The sequence below is a fragment of the Parabacteroides merdae ATCC 43184 genome, assembly GCF_025151215.1.
Classification (GTDB): domain Bacteria; phylum Bacteroidota; class Bacteroidia; order Bacteroidales; family Tannerellaceae; genus Parabacteroides; species Parabacteroides merdae.
The window spans coordinates 163018-183380 of the sequence record NZ_CP102286.1; the positions used below are offsets into that span (position 1 = coordinate 163018).

The 20363-nt window shown below is 44.3% G+C and carries 11 protein-coding genes; 8 read left to right on the forward strand and 3 right to left on the reverse strand.

Annotation, left to right across the window (positions count from 1 at the left end; genetic code table 11):
- The 3 genes from NQ542_RS00615 to NQ542_RS00625 form a co-directional block, all read right to left on the reverse strand.
- Complete coding sequence (locus tag NQ542_RS00615; protein ID WP_005641412.1) at nucleotides 1-3228, reverse strand: SusC/RagA family TonB-linked outer membrane protein; 3228 nt, start codon at nucleotides 3226-3228, stop codon at nucleotides 1-3.
- Nucleotides 3229-3369: 141 nt separating this feature from the next.
- Nucleotides 3370-4341, reverse strand: a complete 972-nt coding sequence (locus NQ542_RS00620) for a FecR family protein (protein WP_005641410.1) — start codon at nucleotides 4339-4341, stop codon at nucleotides 3370-3372.
- A 130-nt stretch (nucleotides 4342-4471) separates the two neighbouring features.
- Entirely contained in the window at nucleotides 4472-5041 is a 570-nt protein-coding gene (locus NQ542_RS00625) for an RNA polymerase sigma-70 factor (protein ID WP_005651130.1), read from the reverse strand.
- A gap of 334 nt (nucleotides 5042-5375) precedes the next feature.
- Here NQ542_RS00625 and NQ542_RS00630 point away from each other — a divergent pair, with 334 nt between their 5' ends.
- From NQ542_RS00630 to NQ542_RS00665, 8 genes are all read left to right on the forward strand, one after another.
- On the forward strand, nucleotides 5376-5927 hold the full coding sequence (locus NQ542_RS00630; protein WP_005641404.1) for an RNA polymerase sigma-70 factor: 552 nt from the start codon (nucleotides 5376-5378) through the stop codon (nucleotides 5925-5927).
- A gap of 874 nt (nucleotides 5928-6801) precedes the next feature.
- Entirely contained in the window at nucleotides 6802-8547 is a 1746-nt protein-coding gene (locus NQ542_RS00635) for a DUF6057 family protein (RefSeq protein ID WP_036724619.1), read from the forward strand.
- A 9-nt stretch (nucleotides 8548-8556) separates the two neighbouring features.
- Complete coding sequence (locus NQ542_RS00640) at nucleotides 8557-10011, forward strand: TolB family protein (protein ID WP_005641393.1); 1455 nt, start codon at nucleotides 8557-8559, stop codon at nucleotides 10009-10011.
- A gap of 124 nt (nucleotides 10012-10135) precedes the next feature.
- Nucleotides 10136-11131, forward strand: coding sequence for a FecR family protein (locus tag NQ542_RS00645; protein ID WP_005641389.1), 996 nt, complete (start codon nucleotides 10136-10138; stop codon nucleotides 11129-11131).
- A gap of 96 nt (nucleotides 11132-11227) precedes the next feature.
- Nucleotides 11228-14656, forward strand: coding sequence for a TonB-dependent receptor (locus NQ542_RS00650; protein ID WP_005641386.1), 3429 nt, complete (start codon nucleotides 11228-11230; stop codon nucleotides 14654-14656).
- 6 nt (nucleotides 14657-14662) lie between these two features.
- Nucleotides 14663-16495: a RagB/SusD family nutrient uptake outer membrane protein gene (locus NQ542_RS00655; RefSeq protein WP_005641384.1), complete on the forward strand. Its 1833-nt coding sequence runs from the start codon at nucleotides 14663-14665 to the stop codon at nucleotides 16493-16495.
- 16 nt (nucleotides 16496-16511) lie between these two features.
- The gene (locus NQ542_RS00660; RefSeq protein ID WP_005648397.1) at nucleotides 16512-17186 is read left to right on the forward strand and encodes a DUF3823 domain-containing protein; all 675 of its coding nucleotides are present in this window, start codon (nucleotides 16512-16514) and stop codon (nucleotides 17184-17186) included.
- Between the two features lie 200 nt (nucleotides 17187-17386).
- Nucleotides 17387-20344 (forward strand): glutaminase domain-containing protein, encoded by a 2958-nt coding sequence (locus NQ542_RS00665; RefSeq protein ID WP_005641375.1) that lies wholly within the window; start codon nucleotides 17387-17389, stop codon nucleotides 20342-20344.
- Nucleotides 20345-20363: the final 19 nt, after the last annotated feature.

A 20363-nucleotide genomic window follows, 5' to 3' on the forward strand; every position in this document is an offset into this window, starting at 1 on the left:
TTAAAATTTGACAGATATTCCTAATGTGTAAGTCCGTGTAGAAGGATAACGGTTCTTATTGTCGACTCCTGGTGCCAAGCCGCTTATGCTTACTTCCGGATCAATGCCGGAGTAGCCTGTGATAGTGGCGAGGTTGGAAATCGTGCCATAGATTCTCAAGCGTTTTATCCAAGAATTGAATTTGAATGTATATCCTAAGGTCACGTTGTCGATTTTCCAATAATTGCCTTTTTCGATATAATAGCTGACATATTGTAATTCTTGGTCGGCCGCTAAAGGAACTTTCCCGTATTTCGTATCGAATGCCGCATTCAGCACGTTCCCTCTTGACAACATGACCGGCGATTCATATTGCAGGCGTGGCATGTTCAGGATGTCGAAACCGAAAGCACCGCGCATGGTCATGTTGAAATCGAAGTTTTTCCAATTTAGGGTGTTGTTCCAGTTCAAGTAATGTTTAGGCAGGCCGTTCCCGATGATCTGTTTGTCTGTCGGTTGTAGTTGGGATATCGGTTTCGGACTGCCGTCGGCTCCTTCTATGATCCAGTGTCCGTTCTCATCGATATCGATACTTTTGTATCCCCAGAAATTACCAATCGGTTGTCCTTCCTGAATGCGGTGGGTTGTCGTTTGTAAGGGTTCTCCCGTAGAACCTTGATCCGAGTAACCGCTGGAGACAAACTGATCGTTGGAAAGTGACAAAAGTTCGTTTTTGTTTGTCGAGTAATTCATGGATGTCGTCCATTGGAAATCTTTTGTTTGGACAGGGATGACCGTGATACCGGCTTCTATTCCTTGGTTGCGCATCGATCCGGCGTTTGCTACCATACGGGAGAACAGGTAAGGAGGAGATGGCACGTCATAGTCCCATAACAAATCTTCTGTTTTGCGATTGTAGTAATCGATATTACCTGTGATGCGATCTTCCCAAAAACCGAAGTCGACACCGATGTTGATCTCTTTTTTCTTTTCCCATCTCAATTCGGGGTTCGCATTTGAATCCGGTCTGATGGTTTTGATCCATTGATTGTTATAATAAACATAAGTTCCGAAGTTCAGCGTGTTCAGTGACATATACGGATCACTTGGAACCGTTCCCGTGACACCATATCCGGCACGTAGTTTCAAGATGGACAAGACATCGGTGTCTTCCAGGAACTGTTCTCCTTTGATGTTCCATGCAGCAGAAACAGATGGGAAGTTGCCCCATTTGTGATCGGCTCCGAATTTGGTGGAACCTTCGTGACGGAGACTGGCTGCAAACATATATTTCCCTTTATAGCTGTAGTTCAGACGGCCGAAGTAACCGATCAGTTTGCTTTCATTGGCCGTCGAGTATTCCGTTCCGCGTCCGTCTTTCAGTGCCTGCCCTGTGCCCATATTATTATAGGTATAGTCATTGGAGGGAAAATTGAAATTCTGCATGTAAAAATTCTGGTAATGCGTCTTTTGCCAACTATATCCTCCTAAGAGTGTAAACGAATGGTCTTCAAAAATGGTTTTCCTCCATTGTACGGTCAGTTCCGACAAATCTTCATTTGAGCGCGTGGAACCACGGGAAGCATATCCGTTTTTGCCGTCTTTCCAAGTGGATTTGTGTTGCTGGGTCTCGTAATATCCTCTGACTTGGTTATAGGTATTGGAAGAAAACAGATATTTGATATCTAATCCTTCGATTGGTGTATAAGTGATATTGGCGAACATGCGCAGGTTGGTTGCTTGGTTTTCTCCTTCCACTTCGTTCAGGAGGGATACAGGGTTGAAGTATTCGTTTTTAGTGCTTTCCGAATAATTGCCGTTTTTGTCGTACACAGGAGTGGTCGGATTGTATATCAAAGCGTTTCTATATACTTCGCTGTTGTAGCCCCCACCATCGGAACCGGAAAAATAGGTTTGTTTGTAACCGCTCAGGCTTGCGTTCAGTTTCAATTTGTTATTGAACATGCGATGAGTGATTTCTACACGCGGGTAGAACATCTGGTTGTTTGTACGTTTGATCAGGCCGTTCAGACCACGGTATTCGAAGCTGGCCACATAATTGGTCGTACGGCTGCCACCGCGCAGGCTGATGTTGTAAATCTGTGTGAACGGTGTACGGGTCACTTCGTCCAGCCAGTCGGTTGATGCACCGTCGTCTTGGGCTCCCGGCCATCCTTCCTGTACGCGTCGGCGATATTCGTCTGCTTTCATGAACGGCAAGGTCTTTGTGATTTGCTGGGTGGAAAGATAAGCATTGACATCTACTTCCGTAGGCATTTCTCCATTGGCATTCTTGGTGGTAATCAATATGACGCCGTTTGTTCCTCTGGTTCCGTAGATCGCGGCGGCGGAACCGTCTTTCAGGACGTCGATCTGTTCGATGTCATCGGGTGAGACGGAGTTCAGGTCGCCGGGTATCCCGTCGATGAGCACCAAAGGGCTGGAGCTGGCTTTCAAGGTGGTGATTCCACGTAAGGCGATCTGCGAGGTGGAAGTCGGGTTGGCATCCGGCGTAATGATACTTAGGCCAGGAACTTTCCCTTTGATCAGTTGTGCGGCATCCGTAGTCGGTGTTTTTACGAAATTATCGGATTTGATTGTGGAAATGGAACTGGCCACTTCCCCTTTCTTTTGCGTACCGTATCCGACAACTACCACTTCATCGATCTTTTGGGTGTCTTCGATCAGTATGACGTCGGCCGTTTTGTTGTTATCGATAACGATTTCTTTTGTCAGGTAGCCGATGTAAGAAATTTGCAAGATGGCTTTTGGTGGAACTTCCAAGGTGTATTTCCCATTGATATCCGTGACTGTTCCGATAGAAGTCCCTTTTATGATCACGTTCGCACCAATGACGGGTTCTCCGTTGTTGTCGGTTACTGTACCTGTGATGGTCCGGCTTTGTTGGCCGATAAGAGATGTCCTGCCCTTATCGTTCTTTTTCAACAGGAGGATGTACCGGTTGTCGAATTCGTAGGTGATATCAGTATCTTTGAAAGCTTCTTCAAGATAGGATATCATTTTCCCGGATGTGTTTTGGACAGTAATGTAACGTTCTATGTCTACTTCACGACTTTTGAAAACGACCAGATAATCGGTTTGATTTTCAATTTGAGTGATCAACTGGCCGACTGATATCACGCTCTGTTCCAGTTTTATGATTGTGTTTTGTGTTTCCGAATTAAGCGCTATCGTCTGAAAAGTACAGGCGAAAAGCATGAAGGACGGTAACAAAGTTTTCATTTTCATATCTTTTCTAAGTAATAAAGTGAATACTAAATGAATTTTGTAGATAAAGGCTTGTCTGTTGATAACGGATGTTTCCGATATCAATCATTGTTTTTACAGATGTGTTTCCATAGGCATTTTTTTTAGATATTAAACATTCGATTAACTAAGTGTAATGATATTGTTTTCTTCATCCTTTTGTATCTTGAATTTGTGTATTTTTTGTAACATTCTGAGAATATCGTCGATGCTGTCTCGTTGTCGGAATTTTCCGGTATATTTCTCTTGATTGATGGACGGGTTTCTTATGATTATCCGGACATCATAATAGAGTTGCAATTTGTTCAGTATATCAACAAGCAACTCGTCTTTAAAACTGTAAATTCCTTCTTTCCATAAAAAATAGTCATGATGAGAAATCGTGTCCACCTTTATGGTTCCGTTTTTTATGCTTATTTGCTCGTTGGGGCTCAATATGATACTTTCATTTTCTTTCCCTGTAAAATAGATTTGGAGCGAACCTTCTATCAGGCTGGTTCTCACATCGTTGTTTTTTCGGTAGCTGCAAATGTTGAATTGTGTGCCCAATACTTTCGTTTCTATGCCTTGCGATGAGACGATGAACGGTTTGTGTTTGTCTTGAGCTACAATAAAGAATGCTTCTCCGTCTATGGCGACTCTTCGTTCTTTTTTGTCAAAAATGGCAGGATAGGTGAGAGTTGTGTGGGAGTTCAGCCATACAGTAGTTCCATCCTGAAGTGTCAGTTTGATGCGCTGTCCGGCAGGTACGTGCAGTTTGTTTTCGATATTCTCCTGTAAAATTTCGGAATGCTGGTTCACGCCGGCCTGATAAGCGAATATAATGAGTAAAGTGATGATAGCTGCATATTTGAATAGGTAGAATGAAATCTGTCGTATGTGTTTCGCTCTCATTTTACACAAGAACTGGGTGTAGCTGTCTCGAGTAGTCTTTTTCCCGCAGGCGGCATCGGAAAATGATAATAGTGCGTATGTATTTTTGAATTTGATGAATTGTTTTTTCAATTCGTTATCAGATTCAACCTGTTTTAAGAAATCCAGTCTTTCGTCTGCATTCAGTTCTTCTTGAAAATATTTTTCGATTTGTCTTTCCATGCGAATGAAATGTTACATGCTGTAAACACTTACTCCGGAAAAATGTACCAAAAGAAAATCATTTTTTTACGTTGGATTTCGGATTCATCGTCTCGTCCCCAGACTGTCACTCGTAAACATCTCCGCGATTCTATGTGCAATGAAAAAGGAAAAGCCATAAAGGAAGATAGTCCTTTAGTTCGTTCCTAAGCTTTTTATAGGCGATGCTGATTTGATTTCTGACCGTGTTGGTTGAGAGGTTTAGTTCGGTGGCGATCTGTTCTTGCTTTTTCCCTTCCAGTTTGTTCATGATAAAGATTTCCTTGCATTTGGTCGGCAGGCTGTCTAAGGCCCGGTTAATTAAATCTTCAATATCTTGGTCGGAGAAAATATGTTGCTCGAAGGCTTCTAAAGAATCTAAATTCATACGAAGGGTCATGTTATATTCTTCTTGCATATTGTTGATGGTTTCCAGGGCAATCGTTTTATGTCGCAGGTGGTTGAGGCATTTGTTCTTGATGATGGTGAACAGATAAGCGATCCGGATTGTTTGACAAGTAAACATTTCTCGTTTTTCCCAAAGTTCCGCGAACATGTCTTGCACGATATTTTCCGCATCTTGTTCCGATATCACATATTCTTGTGCAAAGCGTTTCATTTTTGGAAAGTAGGAAAGGTAGATGTTTTCGAATAAACGATCTTCTTTTTGTTGGGCGGACATTATTGTCATATATTTATTGTGGCCTTTCAAACAGCCGGAAAAGGCATAATTGTTAAAAAAGAAGTGGGCTGCTGTTCTTTTTCCTGTTAGGTGTCGCCAAACCCCTGTACACGCACGAACAAGCAACCCACTTGATATAGCAGGTCACCTGTGCCTTGCGTGTTGTTAAAAAATTGGCGACTTTAACAGAAAAAAGGCACTTCTGAAATATTCCTTATACAGTCTCTCCAGACATTGCAAATGTAGGTAAATTTTTTGTTTTCCGTGAAAAAGATTAAATAAGCTTCGTATATTTGTACCCGAATTGAAAATAAAAAAGAACGTCGGAATCCGGATGAATACGAATAGTGATGACATATTATTGCTGAAATTGATTAAACAAGGAGATCAGATCGCTTTTCGGCATTTGTTTTATCAGTATGCGGATTCTTTGGAACGTTTTATTACTTATTACATCCATGACCGGGAAAAATCGCAAGACTTGGTTCTGGATATTTTTACCTATATATGGGAAAACCGGCAGAACTTTGAGATAAAACTGACCTTGAAAGCCTATTTGTTCCAGGCGGCACGCAATAAGTCTTTTACCTATATCCGGGACAAGAAGATTCCGGTTTATCTGGAAGAAATGGAGGGTATGGAGATTGTGCAAAACTATGATTCGGAATTGGAGTTGCAGGAACTTCATCATCTGATAGAAGAAGCGGTGTCGCTTTTGCCGGATAAATGCCGTGAAATATTCCGGAAAAGCCGGGAGGAAAATTTGACCAATAAGGAAATAGCCGGACAGCTCCATATCTCGGAGAAGACGGTGGAGGGGCAAATCACGATTGCTTTAAAGAAAATCAGAATTCATTTGGGCGATTCTTATTCTTATTTGTGGTAAAAACGGGCTGGGCAACCGTACCAGAATCATAAAGCGTCCATCCGTTTTCGCCACCGACCCATACAGACTAATTACATACATGTTTTTGCAAAAACAACTATCATACTATCATATCCGCCTGTATATCGGTTTAAACCAATATGTTATGGTATGATAGTTGCCGTTTTGTACTATCTTCATCTATCATAACTATCATGGTGTAAAACGATAATGTCTTGTGTATCAATCATACGATAAAAACAGTGACCGTCCGGAAACAGGTGCAAAACATGTTAAAACGGCTTCTTTTTTCATCAAGACAGGCTTTTCTTTTGTCAAAAACCGTTTGCAAAACCGCTTGAGACCCGGGTGTACCCGCCACGGAGACCCGGGCGCGGGAGAGGTGCAGACCCGGGTCTGCACGAAGCCCAGACGGGTCTGCAGAGAAGTTTATCAGCCATGTTGGAGGTACTTTTATGCCTTGTTTTTGCATCTTATTCGGCGAAAAAGGTCGTTTTATATTTAAATGACCCCGTTTTGTCGATGGTTATTTTTGCATATATAAACATAAATATCATATTATCAGCTATATAAATGAATAGTCATGTAAAAAGTGTGATAGATGTATGATAGTAGAATGATAGTAAAAAACAGCAACTGTCATTTTTTAACGTATTGTGAAACAGTAGTTAACAACCGGATATGATAGTATGATAGTTGGTTTGCGAAATTTTCATAAAAGAAAAGATGTGGTTCCGGATAGCAACTTTTGGTGCGGTTGCCCTGTAAAAACGGGGATTCTTTTAGGGGAGAAAGTGCTTTTTGGAGTCTATATATCCAAGAGGGTGGTACAGAAGATGGATTCTTGGCTACCGCATGATATATAATAGATAAGATGATGAAGACTAAATCATTCTTTTTTTGGGGAACTGTTTGCTGCTGTCTGTTCTGCTTTTTGCAGATATGGTATCCGTTTTATTTTTATTATGTCGAACAATTGCAGGTTTTTCCTCTCACTTGGGCTTGTTTTGAGGAAACATGCCGACAACCTGGCGGGTTGGCTTGCTGGTTGGGTGGTTTCCTTTTGCAATTCTATCATCTTCCTTTGGGTGGTGCGTTGGTTTCGACCGGTTTGTTTTTGGGGATCGGTGTGCTGATGCAACGGATCTGCCGGCAAACGACATCGCCTGTCTTTTGTTATTTACCGGCTCTTTGCCCGATTCTGGCTTTGCTCCCTTTGCATGTCGATGTGAATTACCGGTTGCAGGGGACGGTTGCTTATTGTTGCATGCTTGGGGCTTTTGTACTCTATGTGCGTATTGTCGTACCGTGGAAACGGGTATTGGCGGGTTGGCTGTTGATGGCTGTTTTGTTTGTATTGGCAGGGCCGGTGGCAACCTTGTTCGTTGCCGGAGTCGTGGTCCGGGAGATGTTGGTGCGGGAGAAGGGATGGCAAGGATGTCTGGCACTTCCGTTCGGGATTGTCCTGATGCTTTGGTGGTCTTATCATTTCTTTTGGCAGCCGGAATACCGAATGATCGTTTTGCCGGATTTTTATTATGAGCCTTTGTTGAAGGCGAATAAGCTCTATTGGGCTTGGTTGGCTTTTCTTTCGGGGCTTTTAATGACTTGCTTCCCGATCGGAAAAGGCAGAGGCGTGTTGGATCGGACTGCTTGGTGGTGGACCACAGTCCAGCTGTTGCCTTTGGTTGCCTTTTTGGGGTGGATGAAAAAAAAAGAGAATTGTATTTGGTTGAAAAACATGGAGTTGTGTTATTATGTGCGGGGAGAACAATGGGATAAGGTCGTTGCCGGATATAAGGCGGCAGTATCGGACATGCGGACTTTGAGCTTGCTGAACTTGGCTTTGGCGTGCCAGGGCGAATTGGGAGATAAACTGTTCCATTATCCGCAGCAAGGCAAAGGCGGATTATTGCCAGAATGGAACAGTACGGTTCCGGGGGCAATCGTGTTGTCGGATATTTGCTACCAAATGGGGGATCTCTCTTCCGCTCAAAAGTTTGCATTTGAAGGATATGTCTCCTCTGTAGATGGAAACCCGCGTCTTTTGCAACGTTTGGTACAGACGAATATCCTGACCGGAGCTTATGCGGTAGCGGAAAAATACATCCGGATATTAGAGCAGACTTTGTTTTACAAAGAATGGGCTGCTGAATGGCGGAAGTATCTGTATCGGGATGATCTTGTGGAAGAAGAACCGTCGTTGGGCGGGAAAAGGCGGGCGTGGGGAAAAGGCGGACAGTATGCCGTGTCTGCAGATTTGTTGGAAGTGTGGGAACGGTTGGCAGTGAACAATCCGGACCGGTCGGTCGCTTTCCAATACTTGTTGAGTTTTCATTTGTTGGGCAAGACTTTGAATCGTTTTGACGAGTTGCATCGGAAGTATTACCGGACGAAGGTGTGGCCTTCCCTTTCCATCCACCAACAGGAAGCCGTGATAGCGCTTTATCAAAAGACTCCCCGATTGTGGCCCGAAAAAGGGGTCGGAATGAAAGTCGAGTTGCGCTACGGTGCGTTCGATCAGGATATGAACACGAAGCATGGCTATGTCAATTTTCGGGATGTCATGGCCGGTTCGTATGGAGATACCTATTGGTTTTATTTGATGTTTAAGAAATAAAGGTACGCGATGAAACGATTTTATTGCTTTTTGGTGGCGGCAATTTTGTTTTGTGCTTGTTCGGAGGATTGGAAAAATGGGAAACGGTTAGGTGAGAAGCCTGTTCTATTTCCTGATTATGCGCAAACCACTATCCCGTACAATATAGCTCCGTTGAACTTCACGGTCCGCGCGGACGGATGTCGTGTGTCGGTCTTGTTGGAAGCAGGAGTGGTAAAATTCAAGGTGGAGGCCCCCGACGGGAAAGTCAGGATTCCGGAAAAGAAATGGAAGAGGCTTTTGCAGGAGGCAAAAGATGATTCCGTTCGGGTTACGGTGGCGCGTAAGAAGGGCGATCGGTGGGAGATTTGGCAACCCGTATCGTTGAATGTGGCGGCAGATCCGGTTGATCCTTATTTGGTATATCGCTTGATAGAACCTGGCTATGCATTATGGAACAAAATGGGAATTTACCAACGTGGAATGGAGTCTTTTGATGAAACGACTGTTTATGAGAACAAGATGACGGACTATAATTGCGTGAATTGCCATTCTTTCTGCGGCCATGATCCGGACAAGATGCTGTTCCACTTGCGTGCCAAGTTGGCCGGGACTGTATTGGTTGATGGAGACGAGGTCGAGTTATTGGATACGAAAACAGATAAGACGATATCAGCTTTTACCTATCCTTATTGGCATCCTTCGGGTCGTTACATCGCTTTTTCCATCAATAGGACGACCCAGCAGTTGCATTCCACTCAGCGGACGGAGGTTTATGACACGGCATCGGATGTGATCGTTTACGATGTGGAGCGCCATACGTTTTTGTCTGTGCCCGGACTCGCTTCGCAGTCAAGTTTTGATACGTTTCCCTCTTTTTCTCCGGATGGTAAGAGTTTGTTTTATTGCACTGCTCCGGCTTGCTTGATGCCTGATTCCATTGGAAAATTGGCTTATAGCTTGTGCTGCATCTCGTTCGACCCTGAATCCGGAACGTTCGGTTCGCAGGTGGATACGCTGTTTGATGCTCGTGCGAATGGAAAAAGCGTTTCTTTTCCAAGAGTTTCTCCGGATGGTCGGTTCATGCTTTGTACTTTGTCTGGTTATGGCACTTTCCCGATCTGGCATAAGGATGCCGACCTGTATATGATCGACTTGAAGTCCGGAGTCGGTTCCTATCCGGAAACGCTCAACAGCAATGATACGGAAAGTTACCATTCGTGGTCGTCCAACGGAAGATGGGTTGTGTTCAGCAGCAGGCGTTTGGATGGATTGTACACGCGTCCTTTCATTGCGTATGTCGGGAAGGATGGCAAAACCGGTAAACCGTTTTTGCTCCCTCAAAAGGAGGCGGACTACTATGCCGGCTTGATGAAATCGTATAATATTCCCGAGTTTGTCACCGGTAAAGTGACTAATCGTTCTTATCAGATTCGCCGTTTGGCAGAACAGGGCGGAATATCCGTTTCTTGTTCAACTTTTTGATTTTTTTACAATAAGTCATTCTTCCTGTTTGCAGGATATTGTCATGGCTTGGAATCGGGGAATTGGAAAAAAATCGATTTGTTTTTAGGGGATGCCTTCATTTTTCGAGTCTCACGTTTCATAAATGGTACGAAGAGACAAAAATATACCGTGGGAAGTGATTATCCGGAAATTCAAGTGTGAGATTTCGGAGAAGGAACAGGCAGAATTGGATGTATGGCTTGCCGATGTGGAAAACCATGCCCGATTCCAAAGTTGGCAATCCCTTTGGTTGTCCATCATGGAAGAAAACATGCGGTATGTTTCCAATGTCGATGCCTTATGGAAAAGGATGGAGGAGCGTATGAGAAAGGCAGAGCCGCGAATGTTCAAGTTGTCTTTGCGTTCTTTTCGTTTGTATATTGCTGCGGTTGCGGTTTTATTTTTCCTGTTGTTCTCTTTTGCCGGTTATATGACGGCCGAATGGTACAAGGCAAGCGATGCCGTATTGGCTTATTCTTCCTTGAATGGAAAATCCCGGATATGTTTGCCGGACAGTACTTTCGTTTGGCTGAATGCCGGATCGACGTTAGAATATTTTGTTTCCCGTTGGACTAAAGAGCGTAACGTCCGTTTGGATGGAGAGGCTTATTTCGAGGTGGCGGCAGATCCGGACCGTCTTTTTGTAGTGGAAGGCGGCGGTGTGGTCGTAAAGGTGCACGGGACGGTTTTTAACATGAAGGCGCGGGAAAAGCAGGACCATGTGGATGTCAGCCTATTGTCAGGGTTGGTCGTTGTTGAAAATCACGGTGTGTCGAGAAGCCTGAATCCGGGCGAAACAGCCGTGTGTAAAAAAAGTGTTCCCAGCATAGAAAAGAAAACCACGGATGTTTCTATCTCTTGCCTTTGGGCAAAAGAATCCTTGCGTTTCGAGAAAAAGACGATTTATGAACTGACCGGATATCTGTCGGAATGGTATGGCATGGATATCCGTTTGGACCCGTCGTTGCCGACCGATCAAGCCTATACCTTTACGATCACACATGAATCGTTGGAGGAGGTGCTTTGCCTGATTGCGAAGATAACCCCGATAGAATATGTTTTTGATGAAGATAATACGGTGAGAATAACAAGAAAATAGTAACAATTAAATCAGGAATGCCTATGAAACACACGTAAAAAAGTAATTCGAAGTTGTAACAATTAAATCAGTAATTTATTAAATCTTAAAAAGGTTATGAAGAAACGAAAGTTCTTTAGTAACAGTGGCATTTTGAAATGGAAGATGCCATTATTGATAAGCATTTTATTTTGGATGAGTTTGTCCGGGACGGCCGAAGCGGAAGTTCAGCTTCGTTCCATCTCGCTCCGGTTGGAAAATGTTTCGTTGAGCGAGGCGCTTTCACGGATCGAAGAGGCAAGCGGTTATTCATTTTTCTATGATGAGAATAAGATTGATTTGTCTCGTCAAGTAAGCGTGAATGCTCAAAACAAGGCTGTTAAGGATATTTTGAAAAATATCCTGTTTTCGACGGGAATGACATTTGAAATATCGAACAACCAAATTGTCTTGGTTCCGGAAAAGAAAGCAGCCGCAAAGGAAGTTTCCGTGGCTGTCGTACAGCAACAAACACATATAGTAAAAGGGATCGTAGTCGACAATTTGGGTGAACCGGTACCGGGAGCCAATGTCGTTGAAAAAGGGACGACCAACGGTATCATTACAGATATGGATGGTGCTTTTTCCTTGACTGTGGCTCCTGATGCCGTGTTGGAAATTTCTTATATCGGTTATGTCACGCAGTCTGTTTCGGTCAAAGGAAAATCTACTTTGAATATAACTTTGCGTGAAGATTCGCAGGCGCTGGAAGAAGTGGTGGTGACCGGTTTCGGTCTGTCGCAGAAAAAGGCGACGCTGACGGGTGCCGTCACGGCCGTCGGTTCGGAAGACATCAGCCGTTCGGTTGCCTCCACGGCTTCGGGTGCACTGGTCGGTAAGATCGCCGGTTTGAACACGCGCCAGACGGATGGCCGTCCGGGGGCTACGACCAGTATCCAGATCCGTAACATGGGTGATCCGTTGTATGTGATCGACGGTGTGCAATCGGATGCAGGCCAATTCAATAATATCGACTTCAATGATATCGAGAGCATTTCTGTATTGAAAGATGCTTCTGCCGCTATTTACGGTGTGCGTGCGGCAAATGGTGTTGTTGTTGTCAATACGAAAAAAGGTAAACGGAACACTAAGAATACGGTTTCTCTGAACGCATACTACGGTTGGCAGAATCCGTCTACTTTCCCGAAACCGGCGGATGCGGCGACCTATATCACCAATTATATCCAGTCTGAAACGGTTCAAGGAAAGACCGACTATACATATAGTAAGGAAGACTATCAGAAATGGTTGGCGGGAAAAGAAAAAGGATATGTGCCGTTTGACTGGTATGACTTCATCTGGGAAACCAATCCTCAGTATTATCTGAATGCCAATATCTCCGGTGGTTCGGATAAGACGAACTATTATGTTTCTGTCGGTCACATGAGCCAAGACGCGATGATTGTAAATTATGGTGGATTTAAACGTACCAATGTTCAGATGAACATAGACACGCAAATTACTTCTCGTTTGAAAGTGGGAGCTTCCATGAATGGCCGTATAGAAGAAAGGAAAAATCCGGGTGTTCCGGAGGCAGATGATTATTGGATGCCTCGTTTTGGGACATATCGAAATTTGCCGACAAAGCGTCCTTTTGCAAATGACAATCCTAAATATCCGACATTGACTTCTTCTAATGCCGCGACGAATTTCGGATGGTTGAATTATGAATTGTCCGGAGAATATAAAGAAACTTGGCGTGTGGCGCAATTACAAGCCACGGCGGAATATGATATTTTCGATGGTTTGAAGGCAAAGGCTTTGGTCGGATATTATCTGGCATATCAGCAGATGAATAATCAGGAATATACGTATAAATTGTATGGCTATGATGAAGCGACGGATACTTATCCGGTGATTTTCGAGAATAATAATCCTTGGAGAGAAAGACGTGTGGGACACAACGAAGAATTGATGTCGAATATTCAACTGTCTTACAATAAAAGGTTTGGAGATCATAATGTGGCCGCTGTTGCCGGGGTTGAATCGATTAAGCGAGATACGCCGACTTCCTGGCTGCATGCTATTCCGACGGCTAATGCGTTACATCTGATTGATTATGAGACGATGGATACATATAATGATGAGGGTAATGAAACGGAGGCACGTTTGGGGTGGATGTTCCGTGGCAACTATGATTATGCCAATAAATATCTGGTTGAATTTTCGGCTCGTTATGATGGATCTTGGAAATTTCCGCCTGATCATCGTTGGGGATTCTTCCCTTCCGCTTCTGTCGGTTGGCGTATTTCGGAAGAAAATTTCTGGAAGGAATCCAAGCTATCGAATATTTTCAGCGATTTGAAAATCCGTGGATCATACGGTATGGTGGGTGACGATAACGTTTCCGGATATGCGGCGTTCGATTATATGAGCGGTTATAACTATAAGAATGGCGGTTCTGTTATTGATGGGAAATATACGATAGGTTCGGTTCCGCGCGGACTTCCGGTGACGACATTGTCTTGGATCAAGGCTAAAATTCTGGATGTCGGCTTTGATGTTGCTTTTTTGGATAATCGCTTGACGGGGCAGTTCGACTTTTTCCGCCGTCAGCGTGACGGGCTTCCTGCATCTCGTTATGATGTCCTGTTGCCATCGGAAGTCGGTTTCAGCCTACCGAAAGAAAACTTGAATTCGGATGTGCACATGGGGTATGATGCGGCTGTTCGGTGGACAGACCGGGTAGAGGACTTCACATATTCTATCGGCGGTAATATTACGTATTCCCGTTTCTATGATTGGGAACAGTATAAACCGCGTTTCTCCAATTCTTGGGATGTGTATCGCAATTCGTTGAACCATCGTTTCGGTTATCTGAACTGGGGATTGGAAGCAATCGGACAGTTCAATAGTTGGGAAGAGATCGCCACTTATCCGATCGACAATGACCGTCAGGGTAATAAGACGCTTCGTCCGGGTGACATCAAATATAAGGATGTGAATGGTGACGGTGTGATTAATAGTTTGGATGAACGTCCGATTGGATATCGGGAAGATTCCACTCCGATTCTTAATTTCGGTTTGAATTTTTCATTCGGTTGGAAAGGATTTGATTTGGCGTTCGATTTTACCGGTGGCGCGATGGGATCCTGGTATCAGCAATGGGAACAACGTAACCCGTTCCATGATGGTGGTAACAACCCGCAATATTATATGGAAGACACATGGCGTTTGTCTGATATTTGGGATGCAGACAGTGAATTGATACCGGGAAAATATCCGATGTTGTTGATTGGAAATAGTTCGCACAGTAATTATTGGAACAGTACCTTCTGGAAAAAGAATGTCCGGTATGTCAAATTACGTAATTTGGAGTTAGGATACACGCTCCCGAAACATATTGTGGAAAAAGCGTTGATCTCGGATCTGCGCTTTTATGTGGCGGGGACCAACTTGTTGACATTTACCAATGCTCCGGGTATTGATCCTGAATCGACGGAAGGAAATGGTTTGGGATATCCGACAACGCGTATTATAAATATTGGTGTAAACCTTAAATTTTAGGTAGAAATGAAGAAGATATATATAATGTCGGCCTTGGCAGTTTGTTTGTTCTCGGCAACGGCTTGTAGTGATTTTTTGGATCGTGAGCCAGATAAGATCATGACGGATGACCAGATTTTTGGTGATGCGGTGATGATTAAATCTGTTTTAGCGAATTATTATGGTCGCGTAACATGGGGACAACACATAAATGATAGCTATTCCATGACTTATATTGATGATGCGGCAAAAATGGATGGAGGACCGGATCAACGCTCTACGTTCGAAGATGATCTTTGGCGAGTGTATGATTATACGTTCATCCGTAATGTGAATCAGTTTTTAAAAGGGTTGCGTGAAACGGAAGTCCTGAAAGATTCTGAGAAAGCTCCATTAGAAGGGGAGGCGCGTTTTTTACGTGCTTGGTGTTATTTCAATATGTGCCGTGGTTTGGGCGGTATGCCGATAATCGGAGATGAGGTGTTTGACTATCAATCTGGTATGGATATAACTACGATGCAGTTTCCACGTTCGACGGAAGCAGAGATGTATGATTATATCATAAGTGAATGCCAGGCTGTTTATAATTTATTGCCGGCGGAGAAACAGATAAATTCTGCTCGTGCAAATAGGTGGACGGCTAAGATGTTGGAAGCGCGTGCCGCTGTCTATGCTGCTTCGATCGCTAATTATAATAATAAAATGTCAACTCCGATTAAAACAGAGGGAGGGGAAGTTGGGATTCCGGCTGATAAGGCATCTGATTATTATAAAACGGCTTTGGCTGCCGCAGAGAATGTGATTAAAGACAGTCCTTATATTCTGCAGGATCGGCGTCCGGACAATAAGGGATTAAACTTTTATGAGGCGACATCCGTAAAAGACAATAATACAGAAGTTATTTGGGCACGGGATTATAAATATCCGGGGCAGACTGTTGAGTTTACGAAATATAATATTCCTAAGTCTCATGCGGAGGATATTGACAATAGTTATGGCGGTCCTGTTTTAAATCTGGTTGAAGCCTATGAATTGCTTGATACGGATACCCCTGGGACGGATAGTAAGGTCGTGACTTCTGAAAATGGGACATTTAAGTTTTATGATTCGTCTGATGCTCCATTCAAAGACCGTGATCCTCGTTTATGGGGAACTATCCTTTATCCGGGTGCGGAATTGAAAAGTGTTCCGGTCGTATTGCAGGCAGGTCAGTTGGTAAAGAATAATGGAGAATGGGAGCTGATAGCTGGTGATTTGGACTCTAAAGACGCCAATGGAAATGCTTTGACTGCATTGAACGGTCCGAAAGAGTCTAATGAACAGTATGTTAATAAGACAGGTTTTTATTATCGTAAATTTATTGATGAAACTCCTGGAGCATCGACGCGTGGTCGTAATTCCGAAATGTGGATGCCTCGTTTCCGTATGTCTGAAGCCTATATGATTGCGGCCGAAGCGTCTTTCGAACTGGAAAACGGACGTGCAGCCGAATTTATCAATGCCGTGCGTAATCGTGCAGGTGTGAAGCCGTTGGAAACTGTTACATTTGAGAATATCGTGCATGAATATCGCGTTGAATTTGCTTTCGAAGACCATCGTTATTGGGATATGAAGCGTTGGCGTTTGGCTGATAAGGTCTGGAATGGAAACAACAATGATCCGCAGGCTCGTCACCGTCGCCTTTGGCCGTATCGTGTGGTTGCACCGGGTGACCCGAATGACGGCAAGTGGGTGTTTGTGGAAGACTTCTTGTTCATGTCTCCGAATGCACGTTATTTCCGGATGCAGAATTATTACAACTTCCTCGATTTGGGCTGGGTTAACAATAATCCTAAGTTGGTAAAGAACCCGTATCAATAATTAAAAATGCATGAGTATGAAGATTATATCTAATATTTTTTCGGTAATTTTACTGCTGGTATTGTTTTCCGGCTGTGGAAAAGATAATTTTGATGCGCCGGAATCCAAACTGGTTGGTAGAGTTACTTATCAGGGACAGGCTTTGAACTTGCGTGGAACCGGCGAAGCAGTCCAGTTGCAGTTGTATCAGGATGGTTATGAGAAGAATGATCCGATTTCTGTTTTTGTAGGACAAGATGGTACTTTCTCCGCTCTTTTGTTTGATGGTGAATATCGTTTGACGACAAGAGACGGGAACGGACCGTGGGTGAATAATCATGAGTCCGTAACCGTGAATTTGAAAGGACATACGGAAGTGAATCTGGAAGTTACTCCGTATTTTATGATTTCGAACGAACAATTGTCTGTTACGGGATCGGCAATGAACGCGTCGTTTATGATTAACAGGATTGTGCCGGATGCGAAGATCAGTCGGGTGATGTTGTTATTAAGCAAGACGCAATTTGCGGATGATGTCAACAACTTGTACCGTCAGGACTTCTCGGATGTCGTTCCCGGTAGCGTGAATCTTTCTGCCGATATTAGCGGTAATACCGAAATAGTAAAGGCAAAAGCCCTTTACGCTCGTGTCGGTGTTTTGGCTAACGGAGCGGATCAGGCTATCTATTCGCCAGTGGTTCGGTTGAAGTGATAAGGTTATTGCCGGATAGGATGCTTGAAAAACGGTTATCCTATCCGGTTTTGCGTATCAAGCTGATTTCATGTAGTTTTGATTGATATTTGAAAGTAAATGATTGATAATTGAAAATGTGATAGAAGGCGAAAGAATACCTTTGCACATGATTTATTATCAAGTCAGTTTGTGTTTAATTATATATATATTTATTAGAAATGAAGAAGGCCTTTCTGATACTATTGATTTGTTGCCAAGGGATACTGCTGAACGTGTCCTGCGGTTCAGGGAGTTTGTTTGAGCCGGATAAAAGGAACGCATTGCGCGCTCCTTCTTATCCGCTTATTTCCGTAGATCCATATACCAGCGTTTGGTCGTTTGCAGATGAATTGAATGCTGATGTGACCCGCCATTGGACCGGCAAGGAACAGGCCTTGTTGGGGGTAGTGGATGTGGATGGTGTTTCTTATCGTTTCATGGGAAAGGAAACACCGGAAGAGGGAGCATCGGTTCGTTTTGCGACTGCTGCCCGACAGTTGTCTGTGAATGTCCTTCCCACGCAAACTTATTATACATTTGAATGTGGTCCGGTTTTGCTCGATGTCGTTTTTACGGCTCCGTTATTGCTGGATGATTTGGATCGGATGTCCATGCCGGTCAATTATATTTCTTGGCAGGTTCGTTCGGCAGATCAAAAGAAGCATGAGGTACGGGTGAGTGTCGAAGCTTTTTCATCTTTGGCCGTCAACACGGAGGATCAGGCGGTCATGGTTGAGAGGGAGGTGGAAAACGGTATTTCTTATTTGAAGACAGGAACGGCTGAGCAGGCTGTTTTGTTACGCAAAGGGGATGATGTCCGTATTGACTGGGGTTATTTCTATTTGGCGGCACAAGTGGAAAAGGAGACGGTGATGGAGGTTGGCGATCGGAAACAACTTGTCTACAGCCATATTTTGGAGGCAGTGTCTTCTTCTCCGAAGGCCGGGTTCCTGATGGTGGGCTATGACGACTTGTATGCCATCCAGTATTTCAAGGATAACCGGATGGCGTATTGGAAACATAACGGTAAGAAAAATATCCGGCAGGCATTTGAAGAATCAGCGAAGGAATATCGTTCGGTTATGGAGCGCTGCCGTCATTTCGACACTCGTCTGATGGAAGACGCGGAAAAAGCCGGTGGAAAAGAATATGCAGAACTTTGTGCCATTGCTTACCGCCAGGCGGTGGCGGCCCACAAACTTATAGAAGATAAAGACGGGAATCTGTTGTTTCTTTCCAAGGAGAATTTTAGCAATGGTTCGATCGGTACGGTTGATGTGACGTATCCGTCTGCCCCCTTGTTCTTACTTTATAATCCGGAATTATTGAAAGGAATGCTGAATCCGATTTTCCATTACAGCGAAAGCGGACGATGGAACAAGCCTTTTGCCGCCCATGATGTCGGAACCTATCCTCATGCCAACGGGCAGACATATCCTTTCGATATGCCGGTCGAAGAATGTGGGAATATGTTGATTCTGACAACTGCCATCGCTCTGCGCGAAGGTAATGCGGATTATGCTCGTGAACATTGGAAGACGTTGGGTGTTTGGGCTAATTATTTGCTGAAAGAGGGACTTGATCCGGAAAATCAGTTGTGTACGGATGATTTTGCCGGACACCTGGCCCATAATGCAAACCTTTCGATAAAGGCGATCATAGGGATTGCCGGATATGGAAAGTTGGCCGAGATGTTGGGAGATAAGGAACAGGCTGTCAGGTATGTTTCAGCCGCTCGCGAGATGGCAGAGAAATGGGAGCGGATGGCTGATGATGGAGATCATTACCGGCTGACATTCGACCGGGAAAATACTTGGAGCCAGAAGTATAATCTGGTTTGGGATAGAGTTTTGGGCTTGCATATCTTTCCGGACAGGATCGCCCGGAAGGAGGTCGCTTTCTATTTGAGTCGGCAACAGCCGTTCGGCCTTCCGCTTGACAGCCGCAAGACCTATACCAAGATTGATTGGATTTTATGGACAGCGTGCTTGGCAGATACGCAGGAGGATTTCTCCCGTTTGTTATCACCCGCCTATAAATATGTGAATGAAACCGAACCTCGCGTACCCCTGACCGACTGGTATGAGGCTACCGACGGCCGGTCCATCAACATGCGTGCCCGTTCGGTAGTGGGGGGCTTTTTTATGAAGATGCTGGAAAAGCAGATGTATAAACCCTCTTTTCGTCCTGAGCCGGCGGAAGAACCAGTGGTGGAAGCCAAGAGCACTTATCGGAATCCGGTGATCGATTACAGTTTGCCTGATCCGACCATCATCAAAGCGGATGATGGCTATTTCTACTTGTATGCAACCGAAGATATCCGCAATACGCCGATCCATCGTTCACGCAACTTGGTGGACTGGGAGGAGATCGGAACGGCTTTCACGGAAGAAACACGTCCGACCTTCGAGCCGAAAGGAGGCTTATGGGCACCGGATATCAATTATATTAACGGACAATATGTATTGTATTATTCCATGTCCGTCTGGGGAGGTGAGTGGACCTGTGGGATCGGAGTTGCTACATCCGACAAACCGGAAGGGCCGTTCATTGACAAGGGACCGTTGTTCCGAAGCAAGACAATTCAAGTTCAAAATTCTATAGACCAATTTTTCATGGAGGATAACGGGAAAAAATACCTGTTTTGGGGTAGTTTCCGCGGTATCTATGGGATAGAGTTGTCGGGAGACGGCCTATCTGTTCGGGACGGAGCCAAAAAGAAACAGGTTGCCGGAACCGCCTACGAAGGTACTTACATCCATAAAAGGGGCGATTATTATTATTTGTTTGCCTCGATAGGGAGTTGTTGTGAGGGATTGAAAAGTACCTATACTACAGTTGTAGGCCGTTCTGACAGCCTGTTCGGCCCGTACACCGACAAACAGGGACGACCGATGATGGAAAATCATCACGAAGTTCTGATTCATGGAAATGATGCTTTTGTCGGTACAGGGCATAACTCGGAAATCGTTACGGACGACCGTGGGAACGACTGGGTTCTCTATCATGCCGTGAGCCGTGAACATCCTACCGGACGAGTCCTGATGTTGGATCGGATCCGTTGGAGAGATGGCTGGCCGGAAGTTGAAGGGGCAAGTCCTTCTTTAGAAGCGGAAGCTCCGGAGTTTATTAATTGAAAATTATAATCATTCACAA